Origin of the sequence: Aeromonas sp. 601027 (genome assembly GCF_049174455.1) — a bacterium.
GTDB classification, from domain to species: domain Bacteria; phylum Pseudomonadota; class Gammaproteobacteria; order Enterobacterales; family Aeromonadaceae; genus Aeromonas; species Aeromonas veronii_A.
In genome coordinates this window covers 61716-79566 of record NZ_JAAKTN010000017.1, presented here as the reverse complement: position 1 = coordinate 79566, position 17851 = coordinate 61716, and the positions used below count along the sequence as shown (strand labels likewise).

General features: G+C 60.1%; 18 protein-coding genes. 14 read left to right on the top strand and 4 right to left on the bottom strand.

Annotated elements, in window-relative coordinates:
• Window positions 1-37 precede the first annotated feature (37 nt).
• From G5193_RS19240 to galE, 6 genes are all read left to right on the top strand, one after another.
• Window positions 38-517, top strand: coding sequence for a DUF1456 family protein (locus G5193_RS19240; protein WP_005335594.1), 480 nt, complete (start codon window positions 38-40; stop codon window positions 515-517).
• A 34-nt stretch (window positions 518-551) separates the two neighbouring features.
• Entirely contained in the window at window positions 552-1439 is an 888-nt protein-coding gene (locus tag G5193_RS19235) for an N-acetylmuramoyl-L-alanine amidase (RefSeq protein WP_421206927.1), read from the top strand.
• A gap of 155 nt (window positions 1440-1594) precedes the next feature.
• Window positions 1595-2062: a Dps family protein gene (locus tag G5193_RS19230; protein ID WP_421206925.1), complete on the top strand. Its 468-nt coding sequence runs from the start codon at window positions 1595-1597 to the stop codon at window positions 2060-2062.
• Window positions 2063-2351: 289 nt separating this feature from the next.
• A complete protein-coding gene (gene hcp, locus G5193_RS19225) occupies window positions 2352-4001 on the top strand; it encodes a hydroxylamine reductase (protein ID WP_421206991.1) in 1650 nt (549 codons plus the stop codon).
• Window positions 4002-4112: 111 nt separating this feature from the next.
• Complete coding sequence (locus G5193_RS19220; protein WP_421206923.1) at window positions 4113-5102, top strand: FAD-binding oxidoreductase; 990 nt, start codon at window positions 4113-4115, stop codon at window positions 5100-5102.
• A 116-nt stretch (window positions 5103-5218) separates the two neighbouring features.
• Window positions 5219-6232 (top strand): UDP-glucose 4-epimerase GalE, encoded by a 1014-nt coding sequence (gene galE, locus G5193_RS19215; RefSeq protein WP_421206921.1) that lies wholly within the window; start codon window positions 5219-5221, stop codon window positions 6230-6232.
• 69 nt (window positions 6233-6301) lie between these two features.
• On the opposite strand, the gene G5193_RS19210 is transcribed toward galE, so the two are convergent.
• Window positions 6302-7003: a phosphatase PAP2 family protein gene (locus G5193_RS19210; RefSeq protein WP_421206919.1), complete on the bottom strand. Its 702-nt coding sequence runs from the start codon at window positions 7001-7003 to the stop codon at window positions 6302-6304.
• 258 nt (window positions 7004-7261) lie between these two features.
• Between G5193_RS19210 and mpl the strand changes: the two genes are divergently transcribed.
• Window positions 7262-8632, top strand: a complete 1371-nt coding sequence (mpl, locus tag G5193_RS19205) for a UDP-N-acetylmuramate:L-alanyl-gamma-D-glutamyl-meso-diaminopimelate ligase (protein ID WP_118854605.1) — start codon at window positions 7262-7264, stop codon at window positions 8630-8632.
• Window positions 8629-9240 (top strand): flavin prenyltransferase UbiX, encoded by a 612-nt coding sequence (locus tag G5193_RS19200; RefSeq protein ID WP_128815641.1) that lies wholly within the window; start codon window positions 8629-8631, stop codon window positions 9238-9240. Before mpl ends, G5193_RS19200 begins: the two co-directional genes overlap by 4 nt.
• A gap of 72 nt (window positions 9241-9312) precedes the next feature.
• Here the strand turns inward: G5193_RS19200 and G5193_RS19195 are convergent, their stop codons facing one another.
• Window positions 9313-9927 carry a TetR/AcrR family transcriptional regulator gene (locus tag G5193_RS19195; protein ID WP_042079938.1) on the bottom strand — a complete coding sequence of 205 codons (615 nt, stop codon included), beginning with the start codon at window positions 9925-9927 and terminating at the stop codon, window positions 9313-9315.
• Between the two features lie 201 nt (window positions 9928-10128).
• Here G5193_RS19195 and hpt point away from each other — a divergent pair, with 201 nt between their 5' ends.
• The 3 genes from hpt (at window position 10129) to G5193_RS19180 (ending at window position 12458) form a co-directional block, all read left to right on the top strand.
• Complete coding sequence (gene hpt, locus G5193_RS19190) at window positions 10129-10659, top strand: hypoxanthine phosphoribosyltransferase (protein ID WP_005362861.1); 531 nt, start codon at window positions 10129-10131, stop codon at window positions 10657-10659.
• Between the two features lie 111 nt (window positions 10660-10770).
• The gene (locus tag G5193_RS19185; RefSeq protein WP_236317175.1) at window positions 10771-11688 is read left to right on the top strand and encodes an ABC transporter ATP-binding protein; all 918 of its coding nucleotides are present in this window, start codon (window positions 10771-10773) and stop codon (window positions 11686-11688) included.
• Window positions 11685-12458, top strand: a complete 774-nt coding sequence (locus G5193_RS19180) for an ABC transporter permease (RefSeq protein ID WP_320656493.1) — start codon at window positions 11685-11687, stop codon at window positions 12456-12458. Before G5193_RS19185 ends, G5193_RS19180 begins: the two co-directional genes overlap by 4 nt.
• A 59-nt stretch (window positions 12459-12517) precedes the next feature.
• On the opposite strand, the gene G5193_RS19175 is transcribed toward G5193_RS19180, so the two are convergent.
• Window positions 12518-14608: a hypothetical protein gene (locus G5193_RS19175; RefSeq protein ID WP_421206915.1), complete on the bottom strand. Its 2091-nt coding sequence runs from the start codon at window positions 14606-14608 to the stop codon at window positions 12518-12520.
• 245 nt (window positions 14609-14853) lie between these two features.
• Here G5193_RS19175 and G5193_RS19170 point away from each other — a divergent pair, with 245 nt between their 5' ends.
• The 3 genes from G5193_RS19170 (at window position 14854) to G5193_RS19160 (ending at window position 16332) form a co-directional block, all read left to right on the top strand.
• Window positions 14854-15261 (top strand): hypothetical protein, encoded by a 408-nt coding sequence (locus G5193_RS19170; protein WP_421206913.1) that lies wholly within the window; start codon window positions 14854-14856, stop codon window positions 15259-15261.
• 119 nt (window positions 15262-15380) lie between these two features.
• Window positions 15381-15800 carry a MauE/DoxX family redox-associated membrane protein gene (locus G5193_RS19165; protein ID WP_160881351.1) on the top strand — a complete coding sequence of 140 codons (420 nt, stop codon included), beginning with the start codon at window positions 15381-15383 and terminating at the stop codon, window positions 15798-15800.
• 4 nt (window positions 15801-15804) lie between these two features.
• Complete coding sequence (locus tag G5193_RS19160; protein ID WP_042063117.1) at window positions 15805-16332, top strand: rhodanese-like domain-containing protein; 528 nt, start codon at window positions 15805-15807, stop codon at window positions 16330-16332.
• Window positions 16333-16415: 83 nt separating this feature from the next.
• Here the strand turns inward: G5193_RS19160 and G5193_RS19155 are convergent, their stop codons facing one another.
• Complete coding sequence (locus G5193_RS19155) at window positions 16416-17780, bottom strand: cation:dicarboxylate symporter family transporter (protein ID WP_421206910.1); 1365 nt, start codon at window positions 17778-17780, stop codon at window positions 16416-16418.
• Window positions 17781-17851: the final 71 nt, after the last annotated feature.

The following is a 17851-nucleotide window of genomic DNA, read 5'->3' as shown; positions in this document are numbered from 1 at the left end:
CAGATGGTAAAGTTGCGCCGTTTACACAGGAGTCAGCATGACCAACAACGATATTCTGCGCCGTCTGCGCTACGCCCTCACCATCAGCAACGACCAGATGGTCGAGATGTTTGCCAAAGGCAACCTGACGGTCACTCACGCCCAGCTGCACAGCTGGTTGATGAAAGAGGCAGCGGAAGGTGAAGAGCAAGAGGCAGGCTATGTCGCCTGTCCCGACTCGGCCCTGAGCCAGTTCCTCGACGGTTTCATCATCGCCCGCCGCGGTGTGCGGGAAGATGCACCGGCCCAGGTGATCCCGAACCGGATCAACAACAACATGATCCTGCGCAAGCTGCGCATCGGTCTCAACTTCAAGGAAGAGGACATGCTCGGCACCCTCAAGCTCGCCGACTTCAACCTCTCCAAGTCCGAGCTCAGTGCCCTGTTCCGCTCCAAGGATCACAAGCACTATCAGGATTGCGGGGATCAGATCCTGCGCAACTTCCTGATCGGTCTCACGGCCAAATACCGCGGCTAACCAGCCGCGCGACTGACCAGACAGGGCCTTCGACATGTGCCAGCGACTCACTCCTCCCACGTTCAGCAGACTGGCTGTCGCAGGGGGATGGCGCTGGCGCTGTCTTCTTCCCCTCTTTTTTCTGCCACTGGTTCTGCTGCTGGGTGGTTGTACCCCGTCCGAGTACCGGCTCTCGACCCGCTATCAGAGCGCCAACCTGAACGAGCGGATCGCCTTTTTGATCCTCCACTACACCGACGAAGACGGTGCCAACTCCTTGCGCCTGCTGACCGAGCCGGAGCACAAGGTGAGCGCCCACTACCTGATCCCCCGCGACAGCCACGAGACCCCGCTACCGGTCTATCAGCTGGTGCCGGACAGCGCGCGCGCCTGGCATGCGGGACGCAGCCGCTGGCACCAATATGCCGGGCTCAATGCCAGCTCCCTTGGCATCGAGATCGTCAACCTCGGCTATCCAGCAGAAGATGAGCCGCTGGCACCCCATGCTCGCCGCTGGCAACCCTATACCCCACAGCAGATTGCTGCCGTCGGCGCCCTCAGCCGGGAGCTGGTCGCCCGCTACCAGATTCCACCGACCCAGGTGCTGGGCCACAGCGATGTCGCCCCCGAGCGCAAGCAGGATCCCGGCCCCCACTTCCCCTGGCGCCAGCTCTATCTGACGTACGGAGTCGGCGCCTGGCCCGATGAAGGTCGGGTGGCTGAGTTGCTGGCCAGCCCCTTGCCCGACTGGGATGCGGCCATGTGGCAACAACAGCTGGCCCGCTATGGCTATGGCCTGCCCCAGACTGGCCAGTGGGATGAGCAGAGCCGCGCCGTCATGGGCGCCTTTCAGCTCCACTTTCGCGCCAGCAAGGTCAATAGCGAACCGGACCGCGAGTGCCAGGCCATCCTGATGGCGCTGCTCGAGAAATACTTCCCCTAATACTCATCCATTGCCCCTGTTGCTGCGTACTGTTTGATAGCCGTTAGCTATCAAACAGTTAGGCACAAGCAATTGTCCCTGCATTTTGCAAGGCGTTACTCTGACTGCGTTCCGAAAGAGAATTTCAAACCGATTTCCAAATCTGGAGGTGAATGATGAAAAGCCCGATTGGTCTTGATACTGCTCAATCACAAGCCCTGGCAGCCGAGTTGAACAAATTGCTGGCCAGCTACCAGATCCTCTACATGAACGTGCGCGGCTTCCACTGGAATATCCGTGGCAACCAGTTCTTCGAACTGCACCTGAAATTTGAAGAGATTTACAACGACCTGCTGCTGAAAGTCGATGCACTGGCCGAGCGGATCCTGACCCTGGATGGCGTGCCAATGCACAGCTTCAGTGAATACCTGAAAGTCTCTGCCATCCCGGAGCAAAAAGGGCTGCACGATGGCAGCGCCTGTGTCGAATCCCTGCTGGAGAGCTTCCGTGAACTGCTGGTCGCCCAGCGCCGTATTCTGGGTCAGGCCGCCGAAGCCGGTGATGAGGGCACAGCCTCCATCCTCTCCGACTATGTGCAGCAGCAGGAAAAACTGGTCTGGATGCTGCGCGCTTATCTGGCCTGATAGTGAACCAAGCCGACTACAGCGTACGTATGCTGGCTTGAGTAAGTACCGGGCCGAAAGCTCCTGACCAGACCACGGCCCAATCCGTCTGATTGTTATGTTCTGTTGCAAACCTGAGTTGTCTCTCCTTTTATCCACCCGCTTGCCGCCCTGTTTGGGCGGCTTTTTTTGTTTTTGATCTGCATCAAGGGAATCTTAATTGGCAAATTGAATGCCTATTAAGTTTTTCGCGAGAGGAATAGAATCGCCACAAAACAGACAACTGAAATGTCCAATTAGGAGAGGCATGATGTTTTGTGTGCAATGTGAACAGACAATTCGTACCCCGGCTGGCAACGGCTGTGCCTACGCACAAGGTATGTGCGGCAAGACGGCTGAAACCTCGGATCTGCAGGATGTACTGATCTATACCCTGCAGGGGCTCAGCGCTTGGGCGCTGGCCGCCCGTGAGCAGGGCATCATAGATCGCGAAATCGATGCCTTCGTGCCCAAGGCCTTCTTCGCTACCCTCACCAACGTCAACTTCGACTCGAATCGCATCGTGGCCTATGTCAATCTGGCCCTCGCCTATCGCCAGCAGCTGGCCGATCGTCTGAGCACCATGGCGGTGCAGGTCAAAGACTTGCCACACTCCGCTTACTTCGAACCCGGTGCCGAGCTGCTGGAGCAACTTGCCCATGCCGCACCAGCCGCCCCCAATCGGGGCAAGAACGAGGTAAACGAAGACATCATGGGGCTGCGTCTGCTCTGCCTCTACGGCCTCAAGGGCGCCGCCGCCTACATGGAGCACGCCCGGGTGCTGGATCAGCAGAGTGACGAGGTGGCCGCCGAATTCCACCGCATCATGAGCTGGCTAAGCACAGACCCGAGCGAAATGGGTCGGCTGTTCAGCTGTGCCATGGAGATCGGTCAGCTCAACTTCAAAATCATGGAGATGCTGGATCTCGGTGAAACCAGCGCCTTCGGCCATCCGGAGCCGACCCGGGTCAGGGTCACGCCGCTCCCCGGCAAGTGCATTCTGGTCTCCGGCCACGACATGATGGATCTCAAGCTCATTCTGGAGCAGACCAAAGGGACCGGCATTCATGTCTACACCCACGGCGAGATGCTGCCCGCGCTGGCCTACCCCTTCTTCAAGCAGTACCCCCATCTGGTGGGCAACTACGGCTCCGCCTGGCAAAACCAGCAGAAGGAGTTTGCCAACTTCCCGGGCGCCGTGGTGATGACCTCCAACTGCATCATCGACCCGAATGTGGGCAACTACTCGGATCGCATCTTTACCCGCTCCATCGTCGGCTGGCCGGGCGTCACCCATCTGGAGGGGGATGATTTCTCCGCCGTGATCGCCAAGGCCCAAGCGCTGGAAGGCTTCAAGCACGTTGAGCTCGAGCACTTCATCACCATCGGCTTTGCCCGCAACGCCCTGATGCAGGCCGCCCCCGCGGTGATTGAGAAGGTCAAAGCCGGAGAGATCAGCCACTTCTTCCTGGTGGGTGGCTGTGACGGTGACAAGGCCGAGCGCGCCTACTTCACCGAGTTTGCCAAGGCGGCGCCGCGCGACAGCCTGCTGCTCACCCTGGGTTGCGGCAAGTACAAGTTCAACAAGCTCGACTTTGGCGACATCGGCGGCATTCCCCGTCTGCTGGACGTGGGCCAGTGCAACGATGCCTACTCCGCCATTCAGTTGGCGCTGGCACTCTCCGAGGCGTTCGAGTGCGGGGTCAACGATCTGCCGCTGACGCTGGTGCTCTCCTGGTTCGAGCAAAAAGCCATCGTCATTCTGCTCACCTTGCTCTCCCTCGGGGTGAAGGACATTCGTACCGGCCCGACCGCCCCCGCCTTCCTCACCCCGGCCCTGCTCAAGGTGCTAGAAGAGCAGTTCGGCCTGAAAGGAACCACCACGGCCGAGGCTGACCTGGCCGAGATCCTGGCGGCCTGATCGGCACCTCATGTTGTAAGCGTTTGGCGAGCCGCCCGGCTCGCCTTTTTTCTGGATCCGGCTTTTTCACCAGACGTTTTTCGAACCGTTTCAAACCTAAGGAGCCTTGTGATGACCTCTCTCACGCTCACCTGCATTGGCCGCCAACAGAGCACCCACGACGTCGTGAGCTGGCAGCTGGCGCCGCTTTCCGGCAGCCTCCCACCCGTACTGGCTGGCCAGTGCATCACCCTGCACACCGAGATAGACGGCCAGCCGGAGTGCCGCGCCTATACCCTCTCCTCCAGCCCGCAGGATGCATGCTGGCAGGTCACCATCAAGGATGTGGGGCTAGTCTCCCACCATCTGCACCAGACCTTGCAGGTGGGAGACAAGATCCGGGCCGATGGTCCGTTCGGCGATTTCAACCTGACCACCTTGCCTTGCGAACGGCCACTGCTGCTCAGTGCCGGTTCCGGCATTACCCCCATGTGGTCCATGTTACGGGACGAGCTGGCCAAACGGCCGGATGCCGATATCCGCTTTATTCACAGCGCCCGCTCGCCAGCAGATGTGATCTTCGCAGAGGACTTGGATACGCTGGCAGCGGCTCATTCAGGCGTACGTCATGCCCTGATTCTGGAAGAGGCCCCAGCAGATCACCCCTGGATTGGCCGACTCACCCCAGCCATGCTGGCCGAATTGGCCCCAGACCTTCACGAACGCCATGTCTATCTCTGCGGTCCGGCCCCCTATATGGCGGCGGTCAGAACCATGCTGACGAAGCTGGGATTGCCGCCGGAGCAGCTGCATCAGGAGTCCTTCGGTCTTCCTCCCGCAGAGCCCATCAAGACCACCAGCGACCACTTCTGGCTGACCCTGAAAAAGAGCGGCAAGAAAGTGAAAATCCTGCCGGGTCAGACCCTGCTGGCGGCGCTGGAAGCGGCGGGCGAAACCATAATGGCGGCTTGTCGCGCCGGGGTATGTGGCAGCTGTCGTTGCACCACCACAGGTGACATCGAGCGCCAGAGCGTGATGACCTTAAGTGCTCAGGATCTGGAGAGCGGCGTTGCTCTAGCCTGCTCCTGCACCGCGAAAGGGGATATCAGTCTCGATTATTGAGGCGTGGTGCAGGCTTTTGTGAGGTGCGGTGAAGGCGTCATCGGTATCCCAACCTTTTCCCAAGTAGACAGGGGAGCTAGACTCGGCCCCAGTTTCACCAGAACACGGGATAAAAAATGACAATACTGGTCACAGGGGGCGCTGGCTATATCGGCTCCCACACCCTGGTTGAGCTGCTCGGCGCGGGGCAGCAGGTCGTGGTACTCGACAACCTCTCCAACTCCTCACCGGAGTCACTCAAGCGGGTCGAGCAGATCACCGGTAAACCGGTCACCTTCGTCGAAGGGGATGTGCTGGACAGAGCCTGCCTGCAGCAGCTGTTCGCCAACCACCAGATCGAATCGGTCATCCACTTCGCCGGCCTCAAGGCGGTCGGGGAGTCGAGCCAGATCCCGCTCACCTACTACCAGAACAACATCAGCGGCACTCTGGTGCTGTGCGAAGAGATGGCCAGGGCCGGCGTGTTCCGGCTGGTATTCAGCTCCTCGGCCACCGTCTATGGCGATCCCGCCTCGGTACCGCTGCGGGAAGATTTCCCCACCAGCGCCACCAACCCCTATGGTCGCTCCAAGCTGATGGTGGAGGAGATCCTGCGCGATCTCGCCAAATCCGATCCCCGCTGGGCTATCGTACTGCTGCGTTACTTCAACCCGGTCGGCGCCCACGAGAGCGGCCTGATTGGTGAAGATCCCAACGGTATCCCCAACAACCTGCTGCCCTATATCAGCCAGGTGGGTGTCGGCAAGCTCAAGGAGCTGGGGGTATTTGGCAACGACTACCCGACCCCGGATGGCACCGGCGTGCGCGACTACATCCATGTGGTGGATCTCGCCATCGGTCACCTCAAAGCGCTGGCACGCATCAAGAGCGACACCGGTGTCTTCACCTACAACCTGGGTACAGGTCAAGGCTACTCGGTACTGGAGATGGTCAAGGCGTTTGAAGCGGCCAGCGGCCGACCCATTCCCTACCAGATCAAACCCCGTCGCCCGGGCGACATCGCCGAGTGCTGGGCAGAGCCGACGCTGGCCCGTTCCGAGCTGGGCTGGCAGGCAGAGCGCGGTCTGGAGCAGATGATGGTCGATACCTGGCGCTGGCAAAGCAACAACCCGAACGGCTATCAAGGCTGATCTCTCGCGGGTTGATAACAAAACGCCCCGACATTTTCATGTCGGGGCGTTTTATTTTGCGACGTTCAATCAGTGGGTCTGACTGCGCAACAGCGGCACACGGGCCAATCGGGGGGCGATGCGCTCTATCAGCCGATCCGCCAGCGGGGTCAGCAGCAACCAGGGCAGACAGAGGGTCGCCAGCCCCAACGCGCCGACATAGACATCGGTAAACCAGTGAGCGCCAGCCAGAATGCGCGGCGCGGAAAAGATCGGCACTATCAGCAATGCGGTGACTCCCGCCCAGCGCGGCAGATAGCGCAGGACAAAACCGGCAAAGATCATCAGGAACAGGGCGTGATCCCCCGGGAAGCTATCACCGGAAGAGTCCTTGGTCGGAATAGCGCTGATCTGGGTCACCCGCAGCGCATCGGCCACCATCAGGGTCGGACTGGGTCGCTCCACCGGCAATCGGTGACCAAGCTGGTTGATCACCAGAGCACTCAGCAGCATCACTATGCCCATCGCTACCAGTTGGCGACGACCCGCCAGATCCCGTGCAAAGAAACAGCGGGCCAGGATCAGCCCCATACAGGCCAGCACCGCCAGATCGAACAGCCGGTTATTGGTGATAGCCACCAGATCGGCCCACAGAGCCGACTGGCCGAGCCAGCCGTTAACGGTGTGAAAAATCGCGAGGTCCCACTGATCCCAGGGACCATGAGCGGGCAGCGCAGCCCAACTGATGGCCACCAGACCACCGACCAGATAGCAAAGCAGGAACTTGCCCATGGGGACTCTCCTTTGGAAAAGGGCGATATCGTAAAACTGTAAAGTGCGTCACAAAACCGAAGAATTGTAAGAAAGTGCGACATAATATCAAGCTTCAAATAAAACCCAAAAATCCATTCAAGCCTCACACACCCCAACAGCGCCAAGATTTCTGCCTTCGGTGCTGCATCTGTGGGCCTCTCACCATGAGTGCGGCTTGTGCCACCACCGCAACACCCCCTAGAATGCGCACTTCCCTTTACTGCGAAAGGAAGCGGTATGCATATTCACATTCTCGGGATCTGCGGCACCTTTATGGGTGGTCTGGCGGTGTTGGCAAAACAGCTTGGTTACCGGGTGACCGGTTCGGATGCCAACGTCTATCCCCCCATGAGTACCCAGCTCGAGCAACAGGGCATCGAACTGACCGAAGGCTATGACCCCTCCCAACTCGATCCGGCGCCGGATCTGGTAGTGATTGGCAACGCCATGAGCCGCGGCAACCCCTGTGTTGAATATGTGCTGGACCGCAATCTACCCTACATCTCCGGCCCCCAGTGGCTGCTGGAGCACGTACTGCAGGATCGCTGGGTGCTTGCCGTCGCCGGCACCCATGGCAAGACCACCACCGCCAGCATGCTGGCCTGGGTGCTGGAGTACGCCAAGCTGGAGCCCGGTTTCCTTATTGGCGGCGTGCCGGGCAACTTCCCGGTCTCGGCTCGTCTCGGCTCCGCCCCCTTCTTTGTCATCGAAGCGGACGAGTATGACTGCGCCTTCTTCGACAAACGCTCCAAGTTCGTCCACTACCATCCGCGCACCCTGGTGATGAACAATCTGGAGTTCGACCACGCGGACATCTTCCCGGATCTCGCCGCCATCCAGCGCCAGTTCCACCACCTGATGCGCACCGTGCCGAGCAACGGCCGGGTGCTGTTCCCGCAAGCCGATGACAACCTCACCGCCGTACGCAAGATGGGCTGCTGGAGCGAAGTGGAGCTAGTGGGTCAGAACGACGCCAAGTGGAAGGCGGTCAAGCTGGCCGATGACGGCTCCGCCTTCGAGGTGTGGCTGGATGGCGAAAAACAGGGCGAGGTGCACTGGGAGTGCATCGGCGAACACAACGTCAACAACGGTCTGATGGCCATCGCGGCCGCCCGCCATGCTGGTGTCATGGTGGAGCACGGTATTGCGGCGCTCTGCCAATTCAAATCCCCCAAACGGCGGATGGAGCTCAAAGGCGAGGTGGCTGGCATCAGTGTCTATGACGACTTTGCCCACCACCCCACCGCCATCGAGACCACTCTCGGCGGCCTGCGCGCCAAGGTGGGAGAAGCCCGTATTCTGGCGGTGCTGGAGCCACGCTCCAACACCATGAAGCTGGGGGTTCACAAGGAGGAGCTGGCTGGCTGCTTCGATGGCGCCGACGAGGTGTTCTTCTTCCAACCCCCCAACATCGGCTGGGATCTCGGCGAGGTGACGGCCCATATGACCCGACCGGCCAAGGTATTCAACGATCTGGAGACCTTGATCAACCGGCTGGTGGCCGAGAGCCGCGATGGCGACCATATTCTGATCATGAGCAACGGCGGCTTCGGTGGCATTCATGACAAGCTGATCGCCCGCCTCAAGGATTACCACGGCGAACTATGAACAACGCGATCACCCTGGCGCTGACTGGCGCCTCCGGCGCCCCCTACGCCCTGCGCCTGCTCCAGTGTCTGGTGCAGGCGGACTATCGGGTCTACCTGCTCGCCTCATCGGCGGCTCGTGTGGTACTCAAGACCGAGCAGCAACAGGATTGGCCGGGCTCGCCGAAAGAGCTCTCTGCCTATCTTTGTCGCCAATATGGCGCCAAGGAGGGGCAGATTGTCGCCTGCGGCAAGGAGGAGTGGTTCTCGCCGGTGGCCTCCGGCTCGGCCGCGCCCAAACAGATGGTGGTCTGCCCCTGCTCTATGGGCACAGTCTCGGCCATTGCCAACGGTACCTCGGACAACCTGCTAGAGCGGGCAGCGGATGTGGTGATCAAGGAGCGCGGCCAGCTGATCCTAGTACCCCGCGAAACCCCCTTCTCGGCGATCCATCTGGAGAACATGCTGAAACTGGCACGGCTCGGGGTGACCATCATGCCTGCCGCGCCCGGTTTCTATCATGAGCCGAAAAGCATCGAGGATCTGGTGGACTTTATGGTCGCCCGCATCCTCGATCATCTCGGTGTCGAGCATGAGCTGACCCACCGCTGGGGCTATGGCCACCACTGAGGTGACCGCCACATTCGGCCATAAAAAAACGGCGCCACTCAATGAGTGACGCCGTTTTTTCGTTAAGTCGTGTTAGCGAGCCTGAATTGGCGCCGTCACGTACTTGAACAGGAAATCAGTCACCTCTTGGCGCGCCGGGCGCTGAGGTTGATTGATCATCTGCATCATCACATAGCCAAAACCGGTCAGAGAGCGGGCCAGATCCTGTGCTGACAGCACGCTGGTGATCTCCCCTGCATCCATGGCGGTTTGCAGCTCGCTGGCGATCAGCTCAAGGCAGTGATCGAGCAGCCGGGTATAGCGGGGCCATACCTCTTCCCGAACCGATGAGCTCCACTCCAGCCAGATACCGGCATAATCCGGTTGATCGTAGGCGGCATCGACAGAGAGGCGTACATGACGCTGGATCTTGTCGAAAATGGAGCCCTGGTCACCGTATGCCTGCGACAGCATCTGGTTCACAAAGCGTTCGATCTCGGCCAGCACCTCATCTACCAACTCCTCGCGGGTGTTGAAATAGTTGAAGACGGTAGCCACAGAGACCTTGGCCTGTTCGGCTATCTCGGCGTGACCTGCACGGCCAATGCCGCGACGGGAGAACACCTCGATGGCACATTCCATCAATTGGGAGCGACGAGCTTCCGGCGACAGCCGGGTACGACGTCTTATTTCTGCGCGTGGTTCCATAGTTTTTATCATCTAATAGTTATTGATTATGGTGTTTATAGTATTTTAACTAATCATGCCTGAGTGCCTGCTAACTCTATCAATTAAAATAAGCCGATAAAAGCACCACGTATCTCTAGCACCCTTCAACATGAGTGGTAGAATCATCGGTTTTGATATTCATGAACGGCCAAATCCCCTTTGGCCTTATGGGAGTAAGTGATGAAACACACCGTCGAGGTGATGATCTCCGAGGCTGAAGTAGCCGCCCGGATCGCCAAATTGGGTGAAGAGATCACCGCCCGCTATCAGGGTTCTGACGAAGTCGTGATGATTGCGTTGCTGCGCGGTTCCTGCATCTTCCTGGCCGACCTCTGCCGCCAGTGCAAGCTGCCCATCACCCTGGACTTCATGACCGCCTCCAGCTACGGCTCCGGCATGCACAGCACCCGTGACGTCCGCATCCTCAAAGACCTGGACGATGACATCAAGGGCAAGGATGTGGTGATCGTGGAAGACATCATCGACACCGGTTACACCCTCAACAAGGTGCGCGAGATCCTCTCCCTGCGCGAGCCGAAATCCCTGGCCATCTGCACCCTGCTGGACAAACCCTCCCGCCGCGAAGTGCAGGTGCCGGTCGACTGGATTGGCTTCGCCATTCCGGACGAATTCGTGGTCGGCTGTGGCATCGACTACGCCCAGAAGTACCGCAACCTGCCGTTTATCGGCAAAGTGGTACCTCAGGAGTAAGCCAGGTTCAGGAATATCACGGGTGAAGCGGCCTTGCGCCCTTTACTCTGTGCAGGCGGCCTTGGCCGCCTTTTCTGTATCGAGCCGGATTCAACCATCACAGAGGTTGCAATGAACGCACTGGAAATCAGCGGCCTGAAAAAGACCTATCAGGGGGGCGTCGAAGCCCTTAAAGGCATCGATCTTACCGTCAGGCAGGGGGATTTCTTCGCCCTGCTAGGCCCGAACGGCGCGGGCAAATCCACCACCATCGGCGTCATCAGCTCGCTGGTGAACAAGAGCGCCGGCAAGGTGAAGGTGTTTGGCTACGACATCGACAGCGACCTTGAACAGGCCAAGGCCCAGCTCGGGCTGGTGCCGCAGGAGTTCAACTTCAGCCAGTTCGAGAAGGTGATCCAGATTGTCACCCATCAGGCCGGCTTCTACGGCGTGCCCAAGGCGGAAGCGAAGATCCGCGCCGAGAAGTACCTGCGCCAGCTCGATCTGTGGGAGAAGCGCGACATGCCGGCCCGCACCCTCTCCGGCGGCATGAAGCGCCGGTTGATGATCGCCCGCGCCCTGATGCACGAGCCCAAGCTGCTGATCCTCGATGAGCCGACCGCCGGGGTCGATATCGAGATCCGCCGCTCCATGTGGAGTTTCCTCAAGGATCTCAACGAGCAGGGGGTCACCATCATCCTCACCACCCACTATCTGGAAGAGGCGGAGATGCTCTGCCGCAACATCGGTATCATCGACAAGGGTCGCCTGATTGAGAACACCAGCATGAAAAACCTGCTGGGCAAGCTGGGCCGCGAGACCTTCCTGCTCGATCTGGCGCCAGGTTCTGCCGTACCAAACGTGCCCGAATTCAACGGCCGCATGCAAGATGAGCGCACCCTGGAAGTGGATCTCGACAAGAGCCAGTCCCTCAACAGCCTGTTCGAGCAGCTGTCACACCAGCAGGTGCAGGTACTGAGCATGCGCAACAAGGCCAACCGGCTGGAAGAGCTGTTTGTCACCCTAGTCGAAGAGGGGAGAAAAGCATGAACCTGACCACTTACTACATCGCCTTCAAGAGCATTCTGGCCAAAGAGGTGAGCCGCTTTACCCGGATCTGGATCCAGACCCTGGTGCCGCCCGCCATCACCATGAGCCTCTACTTCGTCATCTTCGGCAACCTGATCGGTTCGCGCATCGGTGACATGGGCGGCTTCACCTACATGGAGTTCATCGTGCCCGGCCTCATCATGATGTCGGTGATCACCAACTCCTACTCCAACGTCGCTTCCTCCTTCTTCAGCGCCAAGTTCCAGCGCAACGTCGAGGAGCTGCTGGTGGCGCCGGTGCCCAACTACGTCATCATCGCGGGCTACGTGGGCGGTGGCGTAGCCCGCGGCCTCTGTGTCGGTCTCATCGTCACCCTGGTGTCGCTCTTCTTCGTGCCGCTGCAGATCCACCATCTGTTCAGCGTCTGCGTGACCGTGCTGCTGACCGCCATCCTCTTCTCGCTGGGGGGGCTCATCAACGCGGTGTTTGCCAAGACTTTCGACGACATCAGCATCATCCCCACCTTCGTGCTGACGCCGCTCACCTATCTGGGCGGGGTGTTCTACTCCATCAGCCTGCTGCCCCCCTTCTGGCAGGGGGTCTCCCAGGTGAACCCCATCATCTACATGGTGAACGCATTCCGTTTCGGCTTCCTCGGTATCTCCGACGTGCCGCTCGGCACCGCCTACCTCATCATCATCGGCTTTATCGTGGCCCTCTACGGTATCGCCTGGTGGCTTATCTCCCGGGGTACCGGACTGCGCCACTGATGACCAAAACGGGCACCTCGCGGTGCCCGTTTTCATTGTCCTGCCGGCCTCGGGATGACCTAGACCCGGATGGCGTGATCCTTTAGCAGCCGGGCGGTGAGATCAAGCTTCTCGTTACGCTCGGGAACCGTGACGCCCCCCTGCTCATCGACCCGCTCCTGACCGAAAGCATCGTCGATAGCCTGCGCCATGGCGGTGCGACCAGCCGCGAGATCGGGATCGATCAGGCTCTCCTGCATCCGGATCCGGTTCTCGCTGGCCGCCAGCTGCAGTTCCTCCAACTGGGTGGCGAGAGTGACAATCCGGTTATCGACCCGCTGGGCCAGTTCGAAGAGACGGTTTTCATTCCCTGCCGCCATCGCCAGTCCATCTAGCTGCTCCCCTTTGCGCTGATCAAAGTTGCTTACCGCACGAGCAGCCAGCTCCAGTGCATACGCCTTGGTTGCCATGGCGTTGACTCCGCCCTCCCAACCGACATCGGACCCCACCCCCAGTGTCACGCCAAGGGTAGTATGAAACTTGGCTCCCTGTGGCCCGAAAGCCGCAGTGGCACCGGCCGATGCACCTACCCCCAGATTGGCGGAGGCGCGTACCTTGGCCGAAAGGCTATAGGCATCCGCATACTGACTCTTGAGCAGATTGAGCTGGGCACTCCCCTCTGCTTTCATACCAGCAAAGGCCGAGGCGTTGGCCGTTACGCTGACCACTGGCCCATTGGGCGTCATGATAGCCGCAGAACCGGCCTCCAGCTTGGCATTGGCGACCACCTCGGCAGAGCCTGCCAGCTTGGCGTTAAGCAGGTTGCCGATAGTCCAGCTCCCCTCAACCGACAGCCCCAGCCTGCTCACCAGCTCGGCACTGGCCCCGATGCGAAGCAGACTAAGGTCATGGGGCCCCGGGGTGTAACGCGAGCCGTCGGTATCATTGACGATCTTGTTCACCGGATTGAACACCAATGAGCCCTCCGCCTTGCCAATCACCAGCTCGGCCTTGGCACTCGCCTTGTTCTCCTGGGTCAGAGCCACCTTGCCGGCAAACTCTCCTACCGGTGTGTCGCGACGCCCCTCCCACTTGCCAATCTCGATCTTGGCGAAAGCCTCCACCAGCGCACTGGCACTGACCAGCCCGAGCCCGCCAAAGGCCTTCTGGCTCACAGGCTCACCCGGTTTCAGCTCCTTGCTGGCCGCAGAGAGAGGACTCTTGAGCTCGGCCCGCACACCACTCTGATAGTGCTTTCCTGATACGGCCTCTCCCTGCCAGAGCGCCTTCTCCTGCGCCTCGCGCTCAAGCCAGGGCTCATCCAGTCCATCCACAAGCGCGGTCAGCAGCTCGGTCCTGAGCAAACCAATCTCCCCCTGCTTGCTCACCTGCTGCTGAATGCTGAGATCCAGAACCTCCTTAAGGTGGCCCAGCTCCAGCAACTGGCTGTGGGTCAACAGGATATCGCGACCATTCTCCTCGGCAGTGGCTTGCGGCTTGAGCTCACCCAGTGCGGGCAGAGCCTGACGCAAGGTCCCGCAAAACAGCTGCCACTCGTGGCTTGTTGCGACCTCTTCACGGGTCGGCGCCCGCTCCAACCGTCTCGCCATCATCCCCTCACTCACCCCGAACATCAGGTCTAGCCCCCCTTGCAGCTCCCGCTTGAACAAGTCGTTGGCCCCCTCCTGTTGCAGGCGAGCCAACTCGCTGCACCACTGGCGGATCTGCTGGTTACTCTCGATAGGCTGATTGACCCTCCCCTGTTCGTTGCAGACCCACGCCAGCTGAAATGAGGGAGGCTTGCCACCCTGTGCCAACGCCTGACGGCGGACAGCGATGTCATCGACCAGTTTTTGCAACACGGGATCCTGCTGACGGGAGCGATTCTTGCCCGAGTCGATCCAGAACTGCAGCGCCTGTTCGATCTTCGCCAGCCCGGCCAGTGAAGGTGTTGGCTGGACCTGATAGTGCCGTACCGCCTGCTTGACCGCCTTGAGTTCCGGGCTCTGCCGATGGCCAATACCGCGGCGGATCCCCCTCTCGAACTCCCGGCTACCGGCATCCAGCAGCCGTAGTCTGGCGTTGCCAAGGCGAGCAGTAGCAGGAGGTGTAGCATCAGAGCTTGTCTGCTGATGACGGCTTACATCGATATCCGGGGAGGCAATTTTCATGGCAAGAAACCTGCGTTGATGAGAGAGAAGATCCTCAGCGTACGCCGACCCCCCTTGTCACCCTGTCAGCGATGGTCCCGCTTTTTTAGGATTCGGACTGACCCGTAAAAGATGTCTGTCAGCTCACAATTTCGGCACAATCATTCGCCCCGCCGACCAAAAACGCTAAAAAAATGACGACAAGTGATAAGCAACCACCGATCAGCCGCATAGGGTGTCACTCTCTCCCTGCCCGAGGTTTGGCCATGTATCACGCTCTCATCACCGCCCTGTACACACAACTTGGACTTCCGCTTCCGGTGGCCGGACAGACAGCCACCACCCTCGCCATCAACGACGAACTGGTGCTGACGCTGGCAGAGGATGAGGGCCATCTGGTGATCTATCTGCTGCTACCGGGCCACGCCATGCCCAACACGCCCCTGCTCAACCACCTTGGCGACGAGCCGGTGTTTCTGCTGGATCAGACCGAGCAGGGAGAGACCCTGATCTGGGCCCACGAGTGGCTCGATCATCTGACGGTCGACAGCTTGCTGCTACTGCTCGAGCGGGCCATCGAGCTGGCTGCCGAACTGCTGACCCACCAGCACGACCGGGAGCAATCGACACAGCCACAGCATCCCGCCTCTACAACCGCCACCATCAGGGTCTAGCGCCCCCATTCTGGTCACTGCCCCGCAAAATCGAGATTTATCTTGTCCGGCATGGGTTTAGTCATTGCGGCTCAATCGGGAATTGTTAGAATTTACCACTCTCTATAAAGAGGTAGAACATGCCTGCGTTGTTGCGCATGCTGGCCAATCTGGCGTTGGGGGGATTCTTCCTCGCCTCCGCCGGGTTCAAGCTGGTATCCCCCGCCCTGTTCATCGAGCAGATCGGCGCCTTTGGCCTGATCTGGCCGCCGCTGATCCCGTTCGCCGCCTGGGGGCTGATCGCCCTTGAGCTCTGCGCAGGGCTTGCAGTCATCGCCAACCGGCGCTGGGGATTGTGGCTGGTGATCGGGCTGCTCGCCCTGTTTATTCCGGTGTTGGGCTATGGCGTTGCCATCGGGCTCGACATCTCTTGCGGCTGTCTAGGCAGGGCTGACCTCAGCTCGTTGCCGGAGGCCATTGTGCGGGATCTGCTGCTACTGACGCTTGCGGGCGCCCTGCTGCGAACTTCCCGCCCCGTTTTTCCCGTTCTAAAGGAGTAGTGACATGATGACATTGCGATCCCGCACCCTGCTGGCCTCGCTGATCGCCGCCAGCTTTGCCCTCGGTGGCTGTGGCGACAACCAGTTCGAGCAGGAGGTGAAGCTGGAGCAGTCGGCGGTGCAGCTGGCGCAAGAGACGCAGCAGGGGGGCTATCAGCTGCTGACCGTGGCCGAGCTGAAGACCCGGATGGACAAGGGCGAGGAGCTGGTGATCATCGACACCATGCCCTATGAGGACTCCTACAAGAAAGAGCACATCCCGGGCGCCAAGAACTTTGTCTTCGTGAAGGAGGCCAAGTCCGGCGACAACTGGAGCGAAATCGTCGAGGGGAGCGGCACGGCGGAGCAGTTCCAGGCGCTGCTGGGTGAAGACAAGTCCCGCCCGGTGGTGATCTACTGCGGCTTCGTCAAGTGCGGCCGCAGCCACAACGCAGCCGCCTGGGCGGTGACTCAGGGCTATCAGCAAGTCTATCGGGTGCCGGGCGGCATCTTCGCCTGGAAAGGAGCCGGTTACCCCGTCTCTGCCGAATAACCGCGTCTGCCCACAAGGCAACACAGCCGATATGAAAGAAGCCCGCAACTGCGGGCTTCTTTCATATTGGGCAACACTCGGAGTTAACTGGCGGCCTGCGTCTGCGGCTGCTCCGCTTGGGCCAGCTGTTGCTTGCCCAGCAACCGCTTGGTGATCATCGCCGCCATGATGGAGCCGTTGACGTTGAGAGCTGTGCGGCCCATATCCACCAGTGGCTCGATGGCGATCATCACCCCCACCAGCGCGATGGGGAAGTTTAGAGTGGAGAGCACGATCAGCGCGGCGAAGGTGCCGCCACCGCCGACGCCGGCCACCCCGATCGAACCCAGCGCAATCACCGGCAGCAGAGTCAGCAGGAACAGGGGATCAAACGGGTTGATACCTAGCATGGGAGCAATCATCGCCACCATCATGGCCGGATAGATACCGGCGCAGCCGTTCTGGCCGAGGTTGGCACCGAACGAGGCGGCAAAGTTGGCGATGCTGGCGGGCACCCCAAGACGCTGCAGGGTCTCGATACTAAGCGGGATGGAAGCCGCGCTGCTGCGGGAGACAAAAGCGAAGGTGAGCACGCCCCACACTTCCCGCAAATAGTGCAGCGGGTTCTGACCGATCAGCAGCAGGATCACCATGTGCACCGCAAACATCGCCAGAATGGCGACGTAACAGACCAGAATAAAGCCGAGCAGGCTGAGGATCTCGCTCAGGGGATAGTGGGCCACCACCCGGGCGATCAGCGCCATCACGCCATAAGGGGTGAGCGCAATCACCACCCGCACCATCTTCATCACCCACAACTGCAGGGTGTCGATGGCCACGGCGGCGCGAGCACCCGCCTCCGGGTGCTCCGCCTTCATCTGGAGCAGAGCAACCCCGGCCAACACGGTGAAGATCACCACCCCGATCACCGAGAGGCCGCGGCTACCCGCCATATCGGCGGCAAAGTTGGTGGGCACCAGCGAGAGCAGCAAGGCAGGCAGGGTCTGGGCACTGTCGATGGTGCTCATACTCTGTTGCAGGGCTGCGCTGTCGCTGCCGTGACTCAACAACCCGGCTGCGGTGAGACCGCTCAGGTTGGTGATGGTCATCCCCACCACACCGGCGATCATCACCAGGGTCAGCATGGAGCCGATCAGCACGGCGCTGATCTTGCCGAGGGACTGAGCCTGCTCCAGCTTGTTGATGGCGGAGAGGATGGAGGTGAACACCAGCGGCATCATCACCACCTTGAGCAGGCTGACATAGCCACCGCCGACGATATTGACCCACTCCAGGGTCTGCTGAACGCCGGCATCATCGGCGCCCCAACCCAGTTGCAGCGCCAGCCCGAACAGGGCGCCAAGCAGCAGACCCGCAAGCACCTTGCGCGAGAGCGGCAAACCGGTAGGCAACCGGGTGAGAGCAAAACAGAGCAGACAGAAAACAAGCGATGCAATCAGGACAAACATCATGAGTACCTGTAGCGGCCATCAGGCCAAAAGTGGATAGAAACGAAGGGAAATGCGGGCTGGGCCCCAGA